Annotated in this window: 13 protein-coding genes and 1 pseudogene; 11 read left to right on the forward strand and 3 right to left on the reverse strand. The window is 37.8% G+C overall.

The genetic code is table 11. The features are described 5' to 3' along the window. A partial coding sequence (locus tag BM084_RS19285; protein WP_218152247.1) for a hypothetical protein occupies positions 1-216 on the forward strand: 216 nt, incomplete at its 5' end. A gap of 175 nt (positions 217-391) precedes the next feature. Here BM084_RS19285 and BM084_RS12800 read toward each other — a convergent pair. From BM084_RS12800 to BM084_RS12810, 3 genes and pseudogenes are all read right to left on the reverse strand, one after another. Then, a pseudogene (locus BM084_RS12800) lies at positions 392-1,023 on the reverse strand (ISAon1 family transposase). Positions 1,024-1,363: 340 nt separating this feature from the next. Further along, on the reverse strand, positions 1,364-1,717 hold the full coding sequence (locus BM084_RS12805) for an ISAon1 family transposase N-terminal region protein (RefSeq protein ID WP_075327931.1): 354 nt from the start codon (positions 1,715-1,717) through the stop codon (positions 1,364-1,366). Positions 1,718-1,921: 204 nt separating this feature from the next. After that, the gene (locus tag BM084_RS12810; RefSeq protein WP_093305261.1) at positions 1,922-2,761 is read right to left on the reverse strand and encodes an AraC family transcriptional regulator; all 840 of its coding nucleotides are present in this window, start codon (positions 2,759-2,761) and stop codon (positions 1,922-1,924) included. 340 nt (positions 2,762-3,101) lie between these two features. On the opposite strand from BM084_RS12810, the gene BM084_RS12815 reads away from it, so the two are divergent. Genes BM084_RS12815 through BM084_RS12860 form a run of 10 tightly spaced genes read left to right on the forward strand, consistent with a single transcriptional unit; the run spans position 3,102 to position 18,871 of the window. Beyond that, positions 3,102-5,684, forward strand: coding sequence for an alpha/beta hydrolase-fold protein (locus tag BM084_RS12815; protein ID WP_093305263.1), 2,583 nt, complete (start codon positions 3,102-3,104; stop codon positions 5,682-5,684). A 40-nt stretch (positions 5,685-5,724) separates the two neighbouring features. Beyond that, positions 5,725-7,332, forward strand: a complete 1,608-nt coding sequence (locus BM084_RS12820; protein WP_317040671.1) for a UxaA family hydrolase — start codon at positions 5,725-5,727, stop codon at positions 7,330-7,332. Between the two features lie 14 nt (positions 7,333-7,346). After that, positions 7,347-8,657, forward strand: a complete 1,311-nt coding sequence (locus BM084_RS12825; RefSeq protein WP_093305265.1) for an alpha-L-fucosidase — start codon at positions 7,347-7,349, stop codon at positions 8,655-8,657. A gap of 10 nt (positions 8,658-8,667) precedes the next feature. Beyond that, the gene (locus BM084_RS12830) at positions 8,668-9,444 is read left to right on the forward strand and encodes an SDR family NAD(P)-dependent oxidoreductase (RefSeq protein ID WP_093305267.1); all 777 of its coding nucleotides are present in this window, start codon (positions 8,668-8,670) and stop codon (positions 9,442-9,444) included. A 12-nt stretch (positions 9,445-9,456) separates the two neighbouring features. Further along, positions 9,457-11,232, forward strand: coding sequence for an alpha-L-fucosidase (locus BM084_RS12835; RefSeq protein WP_093305269.1), 1,776 nt, complete (start codon positions 9,457-9,459; stop codon positions 11,230-11,232). A gap of 10 nt (positions 11,233-11,242) precedes the next feature. Further along, complete coding sequence (locus BM084_RS12840) at positions 11,243-12,100, forward strand: fumarylacetoacetate hydrolase family protein (protein WP_093305273.1); 858 nt, start codon at positions 11,243-11,245, stop codon at positions 12,098-12,100. A 3-nt stretch (positions 12,101-12,103) separates the two neighbouring features. Beyond that, a complete protein-coding gene (locus tag BM084_RS12845) occupies positions 12,104-12,928 on the forward strand; it encodes an amidohydrolase family protein (RefSeq protein WP_093305275.1) in 825 nt (274 codons plus the stop codon). Further along, entirely contained in the window at positions 12,925-15,306 is a 2,382-nt protein-coding gene (locus BM084_RS12850; protein ID WP_093305277.1) for a glycosyl hydrolase family 95 catalytic domain-containing protein, read from the forward strand. The genes BM084_RS12845 and BM084_RS12850 overlap by 4 nt, the downstream gene beginning before the upstream one ends. After that, a complete protein-coding gene (locus tag BM084_RS12855; protein WP_093305280.1) occupies positions 15,303-16,823 on the forward strand; it encodes a sulfatase in 1,521 nt (506 codons plus the stop codon). Before BM084_RS12850 ends, BM084_RS12855 begins: the two co-directional genes overlap by 4 nt. Then, positions 16,823-18,871 (forward strand): alpha-L-fucosidase, encoded by a 2,049-nt coding sequence (locus BM084_RS12860; protein ID WP_093305282.1) that lies wholly within the window; start codon positions 16,823-16,825, stop codon positions 18,869-18,871. Before BM084_RS12855 ends, BM084_RS12860 begins: the two co-directional genes overlap by 1 nt. Positions 18,872-18,899: the final 28 nt, after the last annotated feature.

Consider the following 18,899-nt stretch of genomic DNA (forward strand, 5'->3'; position numbering starts at 1 on the left):
AAAAGCTGGAAACCTCTTCACCGACAACTAAGGCGTATGGGCTATAAGGGGAATTTTCTTAAGATATCGGTAACCCGATGGAGAAACTCCTCCACCAATTTAATACACTATGCCCTGCCCAATAAGTACTTCTCAGAATTAGGGTTGTACGCAATGGACACAGTTGAAGGGAACACTTTGCATCAGTACTATCAAACAGTACTGAATAAGATTTAACATGAGCCGTGTACGAGACCCGTATGCACGGTTCTGGAAGAGGGATGAAGATAATAAATGCTCAAATATTTATTATCTTCACCCTACTTGATTATTTGGGTAACACAGAGGTAACACAAAAAGGCAAATTTTAGCCAAATATTAATTTTTAACGGATCAAGCCTAATTGTTGTGTTTAAGCAAAAATTGTGGTTAATCTATATAAGAAGAATTCAACATTTTTCACTCCTCTAAACTGAGCCCTAAAGGCTTTTATCTTTGCATTAAAGGATTCTGCTGAAGCATTCGTACTTCTATTGATAAAGTAATTGAGAATAGACCTGTAATTAAGGGTGATGGTGTTGGCTATGGTATTAAAAGCCTTAAACCCGTATCCTCTACATCCTTGTACCAGTGAGCTAGTTTTGTATAAGCCCCTTCTTTTGATTTCGCATGGTTAAATATATTTCTAAGCCTTTGTGTAAGCTTAAAGGCCAACTTTATATCCGCGTATTGCTCGAAGAGTATTTTGCTGCGCTCGTGCTGGTTCTCTGTCCAATTCGAAGGTGCTTTATAGAGCAGGTATCGGCTGCGGGCCAATAATTGTTTTCTGGTATCTCCATTAGCAAAGGTTTCTGGACTAAAACTTTTCTGTTTTAACCTGGCTTGTTTAATTTGTTCGTTCTCCAGATCTATAGCTTCCCATCGGTGCTTGATCCTAATATCCTGCAGGGCTTCAAAGGTGAGTTTCTGCACATGGAAGCGGTCGGTGACCTGTACGGCCTTAGGGAAGCATTTCCTGGCAATGGTTTTCATAGAATTGGCCATATCTAAGGTGATTTCCTTGACTCGTGCTCATTTTGAAGCGGGTATTTTAAGCAGTTGTTCTATAATGGGTTCTACCTTTGTTCCTGAGAAAATTGCTACGATACTGCCCTTTTTACCCTTAGCTTTTTTATTGGTAATAATGGTATAGAGCTCCCCTTTGGAGAGTGCTGTCTCATCTATAGAGAGCTTTGAGCTGATATTCTCGGGGAAGATGAGCCATTCTTTGGAATGTGGTTTTTGATCCCACTCTTTAAAATCACTTAAATAATCTTTGTACTGGCGCTGGAGCTTCTTTCCATTTACCCCGTAAAATCCACCGATGGTATGACAGTCGGAGGCTTTAGTACTGACTAAGTACTTTTAAAAAAGCAGCGAACTCGACGGTCATACGGGTTCCCTGTGCTACTAAGTTCCAGTCACGCTGAATAACCTGTTTGCTTTGTTTATTGAGCCAGCGACGGCGTTTTATATGCAGGAAAACCTTTTTACCACGCACAGGAAAATCCTGAATTGTTATTTCTTTATGGAACCCGTGTGCTATGACCAGGTTGGAAGAAAACTCTTTAGGAATTTCCGGCTTCTCTTCAAAATGCAGGTGTAGTATATCTCCTTCTGTTTGATGTCCGGTAAGATCAAAATGGGTGATTAATAATTCTGGTAATAATATCTTGAGTAGGTCTATATATGGATCCAATGCTTTCTGTTTAGAAAACAAAAATCAAAATAATATTTCAATTCACACACAACTTTTGAGAATGATCCTTTTTAACATAAATTCTGATTTTAAATTATATCCGACTTATTTATCTAAATTTTTGAATCAGCCTAATTTTTTAAAACTGATATTTTATTTAGATAGGATTATTAAGAAATTGGGTCTCTTATAAAATTCAGCAACTTAAATATTATTTTTTAGGTATTCAGACGGGGTTAAACCCGTACTTTTTTTAAAAATCCTATTATAATAAGATAAACTGTTAAACCCAGATGCAAAACAAGATTTGGAAATTGAATAGTTGCTATGTACTTCTTTTAATAATTTACAGGAATAATTTATTCGTAGCTCGTTAAGATAGGTGATAAAAGATTTTCCGGTATGTTGCTTAAAAAATCTGCAAAATGCTGTTTTATTCATACCCGCTATGCCTGCAATTTTTTCAAGACTAATATCTTCTTTAAAATTCAACATTAAAAACTCCATGACCTCGCTTAAACGTTGATCTGATACCTGATGATGATTTAACCAGTTTACACTTCCTAAATAAGTGTTGTTAGAATGAACAGAAAGCGAATAAAAAACCTGAAGTATGTTTATTGCTTGTAATGGCACCGGCAGCTCTCGCAATTGAAAAAGTAGATTTTCAATTTTATTCTTTTTAAAACTGTGAAAAGTGGCCCCTCTTTCGCTTAAGTTATGAATAAGTCTTATATATTGAAATTCCTCTTTGCTACTTTCAATGGCCTCAAAAAATAACTGATTTAAATGAAGGACATAGGCTTCAGAAAAATTTTTAGAAGAGCTTTGGAACATATGTGGAATATTTTTTCCTATTAAAAATAGGTTTCCTTCTTCAAAGGTCCCAATAAAATCTCCTGCAAAAAGGGTTCCTTTTCCCTGTTTTATATATACCAGTTCAATTTCGGGATGATAATGCCATAAGCGTAGAAACTGCCGCTCTTTATGATGGCTAAATTCGAAGTTGCTTTTTAAATTTTTATGAAGAAAATGAAGTTTCATTTTTTTTTTAAAGTTTAAGAAAAAACTATACGGTAATTTTCAAATTTATTAAATAATTGCTTCAAATGAGCAAATATTGTACAATAGAATGCAAATTAATGTGAAAGAAATGAGCTGGAAGAAGTATAATTTTGGTAGAGTATTTCTTTGAATTTAATGAAAAGCTGCTTGTAGCTTCAATAGAAGTGAATTAACCCTTATCAAGCCCTGGACTCTTTTTAAAAGGAAGATTTCTTCAAGATTCTGGTCTTTAGGTCTTTAGTGGTGAGGTGATGTTGATTAATTATAGCTTATAAATTTGGAGCAATACGAGTGTCTGTGTTATTATTTAAAATTTATTATGAATAGAATTTTATCATTGTTTTTGTTTTTTACCTCTGTAGGCCTTACTGCCCAGGAGAGGGAGGGGAACATTGTAGAGTATTTTGGAAAAGAAAAGGTGGAAGATGTGCACGAAGGAAAAGTGCTGCACGTTTTTACCGAAGCCCTTATTTATAAAAAACAACAACTTCCAAAGGACACCGAGGCAGTAGAATATGATCCTCTTTTCGCGAAATTTATAGGTAAAGCTAAAAGCGGAATAAAAAAGGGGAAGTCAGCCGGTAAAAATTATCGCGGACAAGCCATAAGCTGGGAAGAAATAGAAGTAAATGAAAATAATGAATTTCAGGATCCCGGTTTGAGAGATGGATATTTGTATCTTGAGTACGATGCTGCTGCAGAAGAAATAGTCTTATTAGACGCATCGGGTCATACCAGTGTGTTGATTAATGGTTTTCCTCACGAAGGGGATTATTATGATTTTGGTTGGAATCTAATTCCTCTTAAATTAAAGAAAGGAAAGAATGAGTTTATTCTTTCTTCCGGTCGTTTTTCCCGAATGCGTGCAAGGCTTATAAAGCCAAAAAAGGAGCTTCAATTTACGCAGCGCGATATGACTTTGCCCGAAATCTTAATAGAGCAAAAAGAAAATTTCCCTGCAGCAATTAGAATAGCAAATGCAAGCGAGCAAAATATAGAAAATCTAAAATTAGTAGCCCGTGTAGCCAATGCTGTTGCTGAAACGGCTATAACAGAAATACCAGCTTTATATGTTAGAAAAGTACCTTTTGAAATTCCTTTTGCAGAAAATTATAAAGATAAAAAAGAGGTAGAGGTTGTACTGGAGATGCTTGATTCTAATGGTAAAAAGTTAGATACTGATACTTTATTGCTTCCGGTAAAATCAAAGTACGAGCACCATAAAAAAACCTTTGTGAGCGACATTGATGGTAGTGTACAATATTATAGTATGGCACCTTCTTTAGATACTGTTAGTGAAAACCAGGCTATGTTCTTTTCTTTGCACGGAGCTTCGGTAGAAGCTGTTAATCAGGCTAATGCTTATCAGCAAAAAGATTGGGGGCATATTGTTGCGCCTACCAATAGACGACCGTTTGGTTTTGCCTGGGAAGATTGGGGACGTTTAGATGCTCTTGAAGTTCTTGCTCATTCAGAAAATGAATGGAAAACCGATGCTGCACACACTTATTTGACCGGTCACTCTATGGGAGGTCACGGTACCTGGTATTTAGGCGCAACTTACCCCGATAAATTTGCGGCCATTGCGCCTGCAGCCGGCTATCCTGATTTACTGTTGTATCGTGAAAGCTTTAAACGGCGAATTACCGATAATCCTGAGCTGCTTCAGGAAAGGTTTAAAATGGGGGTAGAGGAATTTAATAAAAGAACTGCCGTTCAATTAAATTCAAAAAAAGAGGAAGACCTAAGTGCAATAATTAAAAGGGCCGGTAACACCAGCCGTACTTTAAAATTAATAGAGAATTATCTAAACTTTGGTATCTATGTGCTGCACGGCGAGGTAGATTCAGTTGTTCCAACATTTATAGCGAGAGATATGCGCGAGCGTTTGGGTACTTTTCATAACGATTTTGTTTATTATGAATATCCCAAGGGTACTCATTGGTATGGTAATCACAGTATGGATTGGCCGTTAATATTTGACTTTTTTAAGGCGCACGATAAAAAAACCGACGAGAACCAAAATGATTTTTCATTTAAATCGGCTTCCCCTGGGGTTTCAGAAAAAGCACATTACATAAATATCCTTCAGCAAGAGCGTCCTTTTGAAATTAGTGATATAGCGGTAGAAAAGGATAGTATTTTACTCCAGATTTCTACGGAAAACGTAAAAACTATTCAAGTTGACTTTTCAGAGTTTTCTGTAAAACCAGATTCTATAGCTATAGATGAGGTTCGCATTGCCGTAAATAAAGAGCTGGAGTCTTTGGTGATGAAAAAAATGAAATCTTATTGGGAAGTGAGTAAAAAGCCTGGATACCAGGAAAAAGGCCCGCATAGGTATGGCGGCTTTAAAGATGCCTTTAAAAATAAACCTGTTTTGGTTTATGCAACCCAGGGAAGTGACAGGGAAAACAAATGGTATTATCATCGTGCAAAATTTGATGCCGAGAAATTTTATTACCGTGCCAATGGAGACCTAACCCTGGTAGCCGATGCAGAGTTCAATCCGGAAAATTACCCAGATCAAAATATAATCTTATACGGAAACAGCGATAATCATGCAAGTTGGAAAACTTTGCTCAAAGATTCCCCTATTAAGGTTTCTAAAGGGAAAATGACTGTTGATACGAAAACTTTGAAAGGAAATAATCTAGGAGCGTATTTTATTTACCCTAGAAAAGATAGTGATTTTGCAAGTGTTGGGGTAATTACCGCTACCGGAGAAAAAGGAATGGAAGCTGCCTGGGGCAACGATTATTTGTTAAACGGTACGTTTTATCCGGACTTTATGATTTTTAAAGACACGATGATACATGAAGGGGTTCAGGGAATAGAAGCTGCCGGCTTTTTTGATAATTCCTGGAATATTGAAGAATACGATGTGATATGGAAAGAGTAAACTACCTGAAAGATAGATAAACAACACAAAAGCTAAAAATTTGAATAAAATTTTAAAAATAAGCGAACAGGATAACGTTGGTGTGGCCTTGTGCAATTTAATGGCGGGTGAAATTATAGAACTTTCGGGAACACAAATAGAGGTATCCCAAAATATAGCGATTAAACATAAAATTGCCCTGCAGCATTTTAGTCCCGGTGATATTATTATAATGTATGGCGTCCCTGTAGGGGAAGTGGTGTTGTCCATTGGTTGTGGGGATGCTTTGACTACTGAAAATATAAAACATCGTGCTGCCGATTATAAATATGAGGACAGAACTTACAATTATAATTCGCCAGATATTACCTCTCTTCAGAACAAAACTTTTATGGGGTATCATAGAGAGGATGGCCAGGTTGGTACTGCTAATTACTGGCTATTTGTGCCCCTGGTTTTTTGTCAAAACAGGAATTTAAAAGTTTTAAAAGAAGCCTTTGAAACCGAGTTGGGTTATAAGCAGGAGAATCCATATAAATTACAATTGAGGCAAATGCTCTCTGGAGACTCTGATGCAGCAGCTAGTTCTGAAGTCATTAATGAACAGGTCTTTAAAAATATTGACGGGATTAGATTCCTGGCTCATGAAGGTGGTTGTGGTGGTACACGGGATGATGCTCAGGCATTGGTGAATTTACTTGCGGGATATATTAAAAACCCCAATGTAGCAGGTGCAACGGTATTGAGCTTAGGTTGCCAACACGCCCAAATGAGTTTGCTGGAAGAAGCACTGGCTAAATTGAACCCGCAGAAACCGGTTCTTTATTTTGAACAACAGCAGTTTTCTTCGGAAAAAGATATGCTACAGAAAATAGTTTCCAAAACCTATCCCGAGCTGGAAAAAGCTAACAGCATAGAAAGAAAACCTGCAGGTTTGGATAAACTCAATATCGGTTTAGAATGTGGCGGATCTGATGGATTTTCGGGCATTACCGCCAATCCATTAATTGGCTATATAGCCGATAAAATTACTGCGGTAGGTGGCCGTGCAATGCTCTCTGAGTTTCCGGAGCTATGCGGGGTAGAGCAAGATTTAATAAATCGTTGCGAAACCGAAGAAATGGCAGATAAGTTTATAAAATTAATGGAGACTTATAACGCCGAGGCAAAAAAAGTAGGTTCCGGCTTTGATATGAACCCTTCCCCGGGCAATATAAAAGATGGCTTAATAACCGATGCAATTAAATCGGCAGGTGCAGCGACCAAGGCGGGTAGGGCACCAATAAGCGGAATACTTGATTATACAGAATATCCCGTAAAAAGTGGCTTACATTTGCTATGTACTCCCGGAAATGATGTAGAATCTACCACCGGATTGGCCGGTTCTGGAGCAAACTTAATCCTATTTTCAACTGGGTTGGGAACACCAACAGGGAACCCGGTTTGCCCGGTCATTAAAATATCATCAAATTCTGAATTGCCAAAGAGGATGACGGACATTATAGATTTTGATGCCGGTAAGTTAATTTCAGAAGAGGCAGATCTAGAAAATTTATCAGAAGATCTCTTAAATCTAATTGTTGAAATAGCAAGTGGAAAAACAGCAACCTGTGCGCAAAAATTGGGACAGGACGATTTTATTCCGTGGAAAAGAGGGGTTTCACTATAAAATTTAATCAACTTATGAAAAAGCCAATTTTATTTATTTTAATGCTGATTCATTTTGTGGTTTTTGCACAGGGGGATGAGGATTATATTCCGGCAAAAGAAAATTTAGAAGCGCGAGAATGGTTCCAGCATGCCAAATTTGGAATGTTTATCCATTGGGGAGTATATAGTGTTCTGGGAGATGGAGAATGGGTGATGAATAATCAGAATATCTCTAAAGAAAATTATGAGAAATTGCCTGGTTTTTTCAATCCTATAAATTTCGATGCCACAGAATGGGTGAAGATGGCTAAGAATTCAGGTGTGAAATATATTACAGTGACCACACGTCATCACGATGGCTTTTCTATGTTTAACACCGAGGCTTCATCTTATAATATTGTAGATGCTACGCCATTTGGCCGGGATGTGATAAAAGAGCTTGCTGAAGCCTGTAGAGCAAACGATATTAAACTGTTTTTCTACTATTCCCTGTTAGACTGGTACCATAAAGATTATTACCCACTGGGAAGAACAGGCAATGGAATTGCGGATAAAAATACCACTGGTAACTGGAAAGATTACATAGCATTTATGAAACAGCAATTAACCGAGTTACTTACAAATTATGGTGAAATTGGAGGTATTTGGTTTGATGGGCATTGGGATAAGAAAAATACCAATTGGCATTATGATGAAATCTATGAATTGATCCATGAGCTTCAACCACAAGCTTTAATAGGAAACAATCATCATATAGCACCAATAATGGGAGAAGATTTCCAAATGTTTGAAAGGGATTTGCCTGGTTATAATACCACAGGTTTTGGAACAGCCAAAGAAAATATAGGAGAACTACCTAAGGAAATTTGTGAAACAATTAATGGTTCCTGGGGGTTTAATCTGCAGGATTCTAAGCATAAATCTCAAAAAGAACTAGTTCGTTATTTAATTAAATCTGCAGGATTTGGTAGTAATTTGCTGCTTAACGTTGGGCCTATGCCCAATGGCGAAATTCAAAAAGAACATCAGGAATCGTTTCTGGAAATTGGAGATTGGCTGGAAACCTATGGAGAGGCAATTTATGGAACCAGGCAGGGGCCGTTAGCACCCAGGGAGAATATGGTGTCTACCCTTAAAGATAATGAAGTGTTTTTATGGCTTTTGGGCGATAATGATACGTATTTTATTGAAGACTTTTTTCCCAAAACAAAAACAATGGTTCATTGGAAGGATGGATCCACAATAAATTTTCAAAAGACAAAATTCGGAACTTTTATAGAAATCCCGGAGGCTAAGAAAAATGGCATAGCAACATTGGTGAGTTATAAAATAGAAAAAGATTAAGTAAAATAATATGGGTCATAAGTTAAAAGGAAAGTCGAGCGTGATTACAGGTGGAGGAAGCGGTATAGGCAAAGCAATTTCAATGGAATTTGCGAGTGCCGGTGCCAATGTTTTTATTTTGGATTATAATGAAGAGACAGCAAAAAATACGGTAGAAGAAATTACTTTGGCCGGTGGTAAGGCAAGATTTTTTGGTTGTGATGTAACCAAAAAAGAACAGGTTGATAAAATAATGGTTGAGATTGCCGCTGAATCATCAATTGATATTCTGGTAAATAACGCAGGTATTGCCCACGTAGGTAATGTAGAGAATACTAACGAAGAGGATTTAGATAGAATTTATGAGGTTAATATCAAGGGTGTTTTTAACTGTTTAAAATCGGTTATTCCCTATATGAAATCAGCCAGGAAAGGCTGTATTATCAATATGGCGAGTATCGCTTCTGTAGTTGGAATTCAGGATCGTTTTGCCTATTCCATGTCTAAAGGTGCTGTACTTACCATGACTTACTCTATAGCAAAAGATTATATAGATTATGGTATACGCTGTAATAGTATTGCGCCCGCCAGGGTACATACCCCGTTTGTAGATGGTTTTATTACTAAAAACTACCCTGGGCAAGAACAAGAGATGTTTGAAAAACTCTCCAAAACTCAACCTATAGGCCGTATGGGAAGTACTAAAGAAGTGGCAAATCTTGCCCTTTACCTGGCTTCAGATGATGCAGCATTTACAACAGGAACCAACTTTCCAATAGACGGAGGTTTTATAAAATTACAAGGATAATATATTGTAGATATGAAAAAAGTATTAATAGCTCTTAGTATTTTAATCGGCTTGCAGGGATATACACAATCTCCCGAAGAAAAAGCTATAAATGAGCATGGCTATCCAGAATGGTTTAAGGAAGCAAAACTCGGTATTTTTATTCATTGGGGCTTGTATTCAGTACCGGCTTATGGGGGTAAAGAGTCTTATGCCGAATGGTTCTTGAGAGGAATGCAAACCAATGATAGTTTACGTAACGCTTTTGTAGATGAGCATTACGGAACTAACTTCACTTATAAAGATTTTGCAGGTGAGTTTAAAGCAGAACTCTTTGATCCCCAAGAATGGGCTGAAATTTTTAAAGAAGCCGGTGCTAAATATGTGGTGTTGGTTTCTAAACATCACGATGGCTATACCCTATGGCCAAGTAAATTTAACCGAAACTGGAATAGTGTCGATACCGGCCCAAAACGTGATATTGTAGGAGAATTAACAGAAGCCGTTAGGGACGAGGACCTTAAAATGGGGTTATATTACTCTCTAGCCGAATGGAACCACCCTTTACACCGCTGGTATACAGATCCGCACGATAGTATTGGACGATATGTTGAAGAATATATGGTGCCGCAGTTTAAAGAATTGGTAAAGGAATATAAACCTACATTGATTTTTTCTGATGGTGAATGGTACAATACAGCCGAGCAATGGCAAGCTCCACAGCTTATAAATTGGTATTATGAAACAGTAGGAAAAGATGCCATAGTGAATAATCGTTGGGGCCATGGCCTTGATGTTGGTTTTTTAACCCCGGAATATAGTTCAGGAATTGTAGAAACCGAAAGACCCTGGGCAGAGGTAAGAGGAATTGGCCGTAGTTTTGGCTTAAACCGAAGTGAAAATTTAGAAGCCTACGGAACCGGAAAAGAACTCATTGAACGGTTTGTGCAAACCGTTGCCAATGGTGGTGGAATGATCTTGAATGTTGGCCCAAGGGCCGATGGGCAAATTCCTATGATTCAACAGGAACGTTTAAAACAGTTGGGAACCTGGTTGGATATTAATGGAGAAGCTATTTATGGTGCTGAAGCCCATACAATAACCGGAGAAGAAAAAGAAGTTAGTTTACAAAAAGTAGATAGTGTAATTAACTTTAACTGGGTAAGAAATTCACCTTTAAAAGGAATACGTGAAGACGATTTTCAGGCAACCTGGGAAGGCTTTATTGTAGCGCCAAAAACAGGGAAATATACTTTTGAAATTGAAGTAGATGATGAGGCTATGGTGCAAATTGATGGCAAAACCATTATTAATAGTAATTATACAGCACCCGATAATGAAGCTGAGGTTATGGGAGCCAATACCGGGACTTCAGATAAAGGCACAATTCGTTTAAAGGCCAACGAGCGCACTCCAATTAAAATTAATTACCGCGAGAAAAAGCAAAACGCCAAGATTAAATTGTTTTGGAGCACGGCTAACACTGAAAAGGAGCTAGTTCCTTCTAAGGCATTTTTTATTGATAAAAATGGGCAGGAAAAAGGTTTACAAGCGCAATTCATTTCTTTAAAAACCTATTTAAGTTATACAAAGAATAACGATGCTTTATATGCTATAAGTTATGAATGGCCAGATGATGAGTTGGCGTTGGAAATAGACAAACCTGCTAAGGGTACAAAAGTTCATTTGTTGGGCTTAGATAGGGAATTACCCTGGACATACAGCAACAATACATTAATTATAGATACATCAGGTATTAAATATGGCGAATTACCCGGTCACGATGCCTGGACTTTTAAAATTCAGTAAAAAATAGATTATGAAATTAATACGATTTGGAGCTCCCGGACAGGAAAAACCGGGAATTGAATTAGAAACAGGAAAAAGAATAGATGTTTCGGCATTTGGAAAAGATTATACCGAAGATTTTTTTGCCGAAAACGGTCTGGAAGATCTTAAAAACTGGCTAGCAGAAAATAAAGATAATTGCCCTGAAATAGATTTACAAGAACGTTTGGGAGCACCGGTTAAACGTCCTTCCAAATTGGTTTGTATTGGTTTAAACTATGCAAAACACGCCGAAGAAAGCGGTATGGAGGTGCCATCAGAGCCCGTTATATTTTTTAAAGCAAGTAGCGCTATTGTAGGGCCTAATGACGATGTAATTATTCCTAAAGACAGCCAAAAGACCGACTGGGAAGTAGAATTGGGGGTTGTAATTGGTAAAAAGGCCAGTTATGTTTCTGAAGAGGAAGCCATGGATTATGTGGCCGGCTATGTTTTGCATAATGATTATAGCGAGCGTGAATTTCAATTAGAGCGTTTAGGGCAATGGGTTAAGGGAAAAAGCTGTGATACGTTTGCACCCTTAGGACCATTTTTGGCTACTAAAGATGAAATTCCAAATCCGCATAACCTTAATTTATGGCTAAAACTAAATGGTGAGATTAAGCAGCAAAGCAACACTTCAGATTTTGTTTTTAACATACCTCAGGTAATTAGCTATGTAAGTCAGTTTATGAGTTTATTGCCTGGAGATATTATTTCTACCGGAACTCCATTTGGGGTAGGTATGGGTTTAAAACCACAGCGCTACCTTAAACCCGGGGATGTAGTAGAATTGGGTATAGAAGGTCTTGGGACTTCTAAACAAGTGGCAAAAGCTTATAGAGAATAGGCAATGAGAATAGATAGCCATCAGCATTTTTGGAAGTTTGGGAAGGAGAAAGATGCCTGGATTCCCGATGAGATGTCGGTAATTAGGAAAGATTTTTTTCCTGAAAACCTAAAGCCTATTCTGGAAAGAAATAAGGTGGATGGTTGTGTGGCGGTGCAAGCTGCTCCCACTGAAAATGAGACCAAATTTTTGCTGAATCTGGCTAAAGAATATGAGTTTATAAAAGGAGTTGTAGGTTGGGTTGATTTTACTGGCGATAATCTTGAGGAACGCCTCGCACATTTTTCAAAAGACCCTAAATTTAAAGGAGTTCGGCATTTATTACAGGCTAAACCGGCTAGTTATATGCTTCAACCCAAATTTTTGAAGGGAATGGAAGTTTTTGGGAATTTCAACCTAACCTACGATCTTTTGGTTTTGGAAAATCAGTTGGCCAATACTATTGAATTGGTTTCTAATTTTCCAAACCAAAAGTTTGTTTTAAATCACCTCGCTAAACCTAATGTTTCAAAGGGAATTTCTAAAAACTGGAAAGAATTAATAACAAAACTGGCAGATAAAAAGAATGTGTCTTGTAAGCTTTCCGGTCTATTAACCGAAACTGAGAGTTTTAATTGGAAACCCGAAGATTTTTATCCTTTTTTTGACTTTGCTTTGGAGGTTTTTGGACCCGATAGATTAATGTTTGGATCTGATTGGCCGGTTTCTTTGGCAGCCGGACAATATTCTGATACTGTTAATATTACTGAGGATTTTCTTAAAACTAGAAACGAAATCGTTTTAGAAAAAATAATGGGGCTTAACGCAATTAATTTTTACCAATTATGATCAAAAAATCATTGCTTTTAATTCTGGTACTCGGGCTTGGATGTTCGGCTCCTAAAGAGAAAAAAGAAGATAAGGAAGAAGTAAACGAACATGTATTATGGTATGCGCAGCCTGCATCAGACTGGATGGAGGCACTGCCCATAGGGAATGGTAGGGTGGGAGCAATGATTTTTGGGAACTCGAAGAATGAGCGAATTCAATTAAATGAAGATTCGCTTTGGCCTGGTGGCCCTGATTGGGGCGATTCAAAAGGAAGCCCGGAAGATTTAGAGGAAATAAGGCAGTTAATTTTAACTGGAAAGACCAGTAAGGCCGATAAAGAAATTATAGATAGGTTTTCGAATAAAGATATTGTGAAATCCCATCAAACTATGGGAGATGTTTATTTGGATTTTGAACATGCCGGAGACATTGAGAATTATAAACGAAGCCTTAGCTTGAATGATGCTTTGGCAGAGGTGAGCTATACTATAGACGGCGAGCAATATCATCGTAAAATTTTTGCAACCGCAGCAGATGATGCCATTATAATTCAATTAAGTACAACGGCAGAAGCAGGATTAAATTTTAGTGTGAACTTAGACCGACCAGAAGATGAAGGGCATAGAACAGTGGAAGTAAGTCACCCTGCCGAGAACCAAATTTCCATGTTAGGTGAAATTACCCAGATGGGTGCCGTAAAAAATTCAAAACCAAAACCATTGGATTATGGGGTTAAATTTGAAACTTTACTCCAGGCTGAAACAGATTCCGGAAAGGTTTATTCAGATGCTTCCGGCTTAAAAATAGAAGGTGCTAAAGAAGTTACCTTGTATTTGGTAGCTAATACTTCCTTTTATACTGAAGATTTTCAGCAGAAAAATAGACTGGCATTAGAGAAGCTTAGTAAAAAAACTGTTGAGGAATTATTAGAATCGCACAAAAAAGATTACCAGGAATTATTTACACGAGTAGACTTTTCCCTTGAAGCAGCAGTTAATGACAGCGTACCTACCAATAAACGACTGGAGGCTTTTAAGAAAGGAAAGGAAGACCGGGCACTAATTACCGACTTGTTCCAGTATGGTAGGTATTTGCTAATCTCTTCTTCCAGGCCCGGCACAAACCCGGCCAATTTACAGGGGTTATGGAACCAAAATATTGCCGCCCCCTGGAATGCCGATTATCACTTAAATGTAAATTTACAAATGAATTACTGGCCAGCAGAAGTCACCAACCTAAGTGAACTTCACGAGCCTTTATTTGACTATACTAAAGGTTTGGTTGAGCGGGGAAAAAACACGGCGAGAGAACAATATGGTTTAGAAGGAGCGGTGCTTCATAATGCTTCAGATCTATGGGGCGCACCTTATATGCAGGCTCGTGAAGCTTATTGGGGCAGTTGGATTCACGGCGGCGGATGGCTTGCACAACACTTTTGGCAACATTACCTATTCACTCAGGATAAAGAGTTTCTTAAAACTACCGCTTATCCCGTTCTAAAGGAGTTTGCTACATTTTATGCCGGCTGGTTGGTTAAAGATGAAAAAACTGGAAGTTTTGTTTCTTTCCCGGAAACTTCTCCCGAAAATTCTTACATCAATGAGCAGGGAGAAAGAGTTGCACTTTCTTATGGTAGTGCTATGGGGCATCAAATAATCGCCGAAGTATTTGATAACACCTTAAAAGCTGCAGAAATTCTAGATATAGAAGATGCTATTTTAGGAGAAATAGAAGAAAAAAGAAACAAATTAACCCCAGGGTTAAAATTAGGACCTGACGGTAGGATCTTAGAATGGACTGAGCCTTACGAGGAACCTGAAAAGGGACATAGACACCTTTCACATTTATACGCGCTTCATCCTGGTTCAGGAATTACTGAGGCCGATTCCAATTTATTTGTAGGTGCTCAAAAATCTATTGATTATAGATTAAAACATGGGGGTGCAGGAACCGGTTGGAGTAGGGCCTGGATGATAAACTTTAATGCGCGATTATTTGATGCTGAAGCTGCAAGGGAAAACATTCATAAGTTTTTTGAAATTTCCCTGGCAGATAATTTATTCGATTTACATCCTCCTTTCCAAATTGATGGAAATTTTGGCTATACCGCTGGTATTGCTGAGATGCTATTACAATCTCATGAAGGTTTTCTACGAATATTACCAGCTTTACCGGAGGCCTGGGAGCAAGGACATATTAAAGGTTTAAAAGCAAGAGGTGATATAGGTGTCGATATACATTGGGAACTGGGTAGATTAAAGCAACTTACTTTAAGAACAAACAAAAAACAACAGGTTAAAGTAAAATATGGCCAGGAAGAAATCAAAATTAAACTTCCCAGTAATAATCAAGAAGTAATATTGAATTCAGAATTAAAAATAATCCGTGATTTATGAAAAACCTCTATTTTATATTTTTTTACATTCTATTTATCATTTTTTCGACTTTAAATGCTCAGGAACAAAAACCGAATGTGGTTTTGTTTCTTGTAGATGATATGGGCTGGCAAGATACTTCGGTTCCATTTTGGACAGAAGAAACAGCATTTAATAAACTTTATCATACTCCAAATATGGAACGTCTGGCAAAGAAGGGAACTAAATTCACCCAGGCCTATGCAACTCCTATTTGTTCTCCTTCAAGAGTAAGTATTTTAACAGGAGCCAATGCAGCAAGGCATCGAGTTACAAATTGGACTTTAGATAAAAACGAGTCTAAAGATGCTGCCGATGAACACCTTGAGTTTCCAAGATGGAATATGAATGGAATTTCCAATAACGAAGATATTCCTAATTCTTTTGTGGCAAATACTTTACCTGAGCTTTTAAAAATGAACGGTTACTATACTATTCACGCAGGGAAAGCGCATTTAGGAGCTAAAAATACACCGGGTGAAAATCCTTTAAATTTAGGTTTTGACGTAAATATTACGGGTCACGCCGCCGGGGCACCGGAGAGTTTTTTAGGAACAGAAAATTTTGGGAATGGAAAAGCCGGCAAGTCAGAGTGGGCCGTACCCGGTTTGGAAGAGTATCACGGTAAAGATATTTTTTTAACCGAAGCTATTACGCGTGAAGCATTGCAAAGTTTAGATGAGGTGGTTGGTAAAAAGCCTTTCTTTTTACATATGTCACATTATGCCGTGCACGTACCTATTATGGCTGATGAGCGTTTTTATCAGAAATATCTTGATACAGGTCTGGATAAGACTGAAGCTAAATACGCTTCTATGGTTGAAGGAATGGATAAGAGTTTGGGGGATATTATGGATTATCTGGAAGAAAATAATTTAGAAGAAAATACGATTATTCTTTTTATGTCAGACAATGGCGGGTTAAGTGCACATGCTCGTGGAGGAGAACCACATACGCATAATACCCCTTTAAACAGTGGTAAGGGTTCTGCCTATGAAGGAGGAATTAGGGTGCCTATGTTGGTCTACTGGCCTGAAAAAACCAAACCTGCATCCAGTATTGATGATTATGTTATAATTGAAGACTTTTTTCCCAGTATCCTGGAAATGACCAAAAGCCATATACCTGCTTTAAAACAAAAAGTGGATGGCCAAAGTTTTGTGTCATTAATTGAAGAAAATAATCAATCTCGTAATCAACGTCCATTATTCTGGCATTACCCTAATAAATGGGGTGGTAGTGGTCCTGGAATTGCCACATTTAGTGCAATTAGAAAGGGAGATTATAAACTTATTTATTACCATAAAGATCGCCGTTTTGAATTATTCAATATTAGAAAAGACATTGGGGAAACCTCCAATATTTCAGAAACTCATACTAAAAAAACAAAGGAATTAGCTACAATTTTGAGTTTGTATCTAGAATCGGTTGATGGGCAAATGCCTTTAGATAAAAGAACCAATAAGAAAGTAGAACTACCTATTAAAATATTTAAATAATGAAAAAACCAATTTTTTTACTGCTGTTATTAGTATTAATCAGCTTGATTTCTTGCAAAGAAAAAGTAACTGAACCGGAAGCGGTAGGACCTGTTCCATCACAAAGGCAATTAGCCTGGCAGGATTTGGAATACTACGGTTTTGTTCATTTTAATATGAATACGTTTACCGATATGGAGTGGGGCGAAGGCGGCGAATCTCCAAAGAATTTTAACCCTACGAACCTCGATACAAGGCAATGGGCAAAAACCGCTAAAGATGCCGGGATGAAAGGAATAATCTTAACGGCAAAACATCACGACGGATTTTGTCTTTGGCCAACAGAAACCACGGAGCATTCAGTTAAAAATTCTCCCTGGAAAAATGGCGAAGGAGATGTAGTGAAAGAACTGGCAGAAGCCTGTAAGGAATTCGGACTAAAATTTGGCGTTTACTTATCACCATGGGATCGTAATCATCCTGAGTACGCCAGGGAAGAATATGTGAAAGTTTTTCATAAACAATTGGAGGAGCTTTTAACAAACTATGGACCTGTATTCGAGGTATGGTTTGATGGAGCGAATGGCGGGACCGGTTATTATGGAGGTGCTAATGAAAACCGCAAAATTGACGACGCAACCTATTATGAGTGGGATAAAGTAACCAAAATAGTTAGGGAGCTTCAGCCTGAAGCAGTAATTTTTAGTGGTGGGAATCCAGATGTGCGTTGGGTTGGCAACGAACATGGCTTTGCAGCTGAAACAAATTGGAGCCCATTTACCCCAGGGAGTGGAAATCTCCAAAATGGAGATGATGACGGGACACATTGGATTCCCGCAGAAGCTGATGTTTCCATTAGGCCGGGTTGGTATTATCACGCCAGGGAGGACCACCAGGTAAAAACATTGCCACATTTGTTGGATATCTATTATAAATCGGTTGGTAGAAATGCCTCACTTTTATTGAATTTGCCTGTGGATACCCGTGGTTTGGTGCACGAAAATGATGTAGAACAGTTGATGAAGTTGCGGAAGCAGTTAGATAAAGATTTTGCAGAGAATTTAGTTGAAGATGCCAACGTAGTAGCTTCCTCAGAGGCAGGCTCTCATTATAGTGCTCAAAAGACTATTAATGGGGATACTAAGGCTTATTGGATGCCACAAAAGGAAACCATAAAGTCAAACATAACGATTGAGTTCGATGAGCTGCAGGAAGTTAACCGGTTTGTAGTTCAGGAATATATTGCTTTAGGACAGCGTGTGAAGTCTTTTACTTTAGAAGGGAAGATTAATGGAGAATGGAAGGAAATAGCATCTGAGACTACCATAGGCTATAAGCGAATATTAAGGTTTGATCCTGTAGAAGTTTCTGCATTGCGTTTGAATATTACAGATGCTAAAGCACGACCTTTAATTTCAAATATTGAGGCTTATAAGGCACCTTTAATGATGGAAGCTCCAGAAATTGTACAGCATAAAGATGGTTTGATTAGCATTGAAAGCTATGATAAAAACCTGGAGCTTTATTATACCTTAAATGCAGAAGAGCCTAACAAGGATTCTAAACGATATTCTGAAGAATTTTTACTGCAGGATCCTACCCGTGTAATAGCGGTAGCATATAACCCCGGAACTAATTCATATAGTGAAGTTTCCAACATTAGGCTGGATATACCCAAGAAGGATTGGAAAGTATTGAATGAAAATGATGATGCAGGAAAAATTATTGATGCCGATGAAAATTCAGTATGGACAAAACAAGGGAAACTTCCGCAGGAGGTAATAGTAGACCTCGGTAAAACCTATAATTTAAAAGGATTTACTTATTTACCCCAACAAAGTAGATGGCCACAAGGTGTAATTGCAGATTATGAATTTATGCTTAGCGAAAATGGAAAACAATGGAAGCAAGTAAGTGAAGGTGAATTTTCAAATATTAAAAATAATCCTATAGAACAGCTTATTGAATTTAAAACTACAAAGGCACGATATTTTAAATTCATAGGACAACGAAGTGCTGATGATACAGAAGTTCTGGGAATTGCTGAAATAGGAGTAATTACAGAATGATAAGATTTTCAAAAATTAGAATAAGAAT

Source organism: Salegentibacter agarivorans (assembly GCF_900113135.1).
In the GTDB taxonomy this organism is placed as follows: Bacteria; Bacteroidota; Bacteroidia; order Flavobacteriales; family Flavobacteriaceae; genus Salegentibacter; species Salegentibacter agarivorans.

What these genes read in the sequence shown, in the direction of transcription:
- BM084_RS12810 (WP_093305261.1), bottom strand. Translation starts at nt 2,761, where the DNA reads ATGAAACTTCATTTTCTTCATAAAAATTTAAAAAGCAACTTCGAATTT.
- BM084_RS12815 (WP_093305263.1), top strand. Translation starts at nt 3,102, where the DNA reads ATGAATAGAATTTTATCATTGTTTTTGTTTTTTACCTCTGTAGGCCTT.
- BM084_RS12825 (WP_093305265.1), top strand. Translation starts at nt 7,347, where the DNA reads ATGAAAAAGCCAATTTTATTTATTTTAATGCTGATTCATTTTGTGGTT.
- BM084_RS12830 (WP_093305267.1), top strand. Translation starts at nt 8,668, where the DNA reads ATGGGTCATAAGTTAAAAGGAAAGTCGAGCGTGATTACAGGTGGAGGA.
- BM084_RS12835 (WP_093305269.1), top strand. Translation starts at nt 9,457, where the DNA reads ATGAAAAAAGTATTAATAGCTCTTAGTATTTTAATCGGCTTGCAGGGA.
- BM084_RS12840 (WP_093305273.1), top strand. Translation starts at nt 11,243, where the DNA reads ATGAAATTAATACGATTTGGAGCTCCCGGACAGGAAAAACCGGGAATT.
- BM084_RS12845 (WP_093305275.1), top strand. Translation starts at nt 12,104, where the DNA reads ATGAGAATAGATAGCCATCAGCATTTTTGGAAGTTTGGGAAGGAGAAA.
- BM084_RS12850 (WP_093305277.1), top strand. Translation starts at nt 12,925, where the DNA reads ATGATCAAAAAATCATTGCTTTTAATTCTGGTACTCGGGCTTGGATGT.
- BM084_RS12855 (WP_093305280.1), top strand. Translation starts at nt 15,303, where the DNA reads ATGAAAAACCTCTATTTTATATTTTTTTACATTCTATTTATCATTTTT.
- BM084_RS12860 (WP_093305282.1), top strand. Translation starts at nt 16,823, where the DNA reads ATGAAAAAACCAATTTTTTTACTGCTGTTATTAGTATTAATCAGCTTG.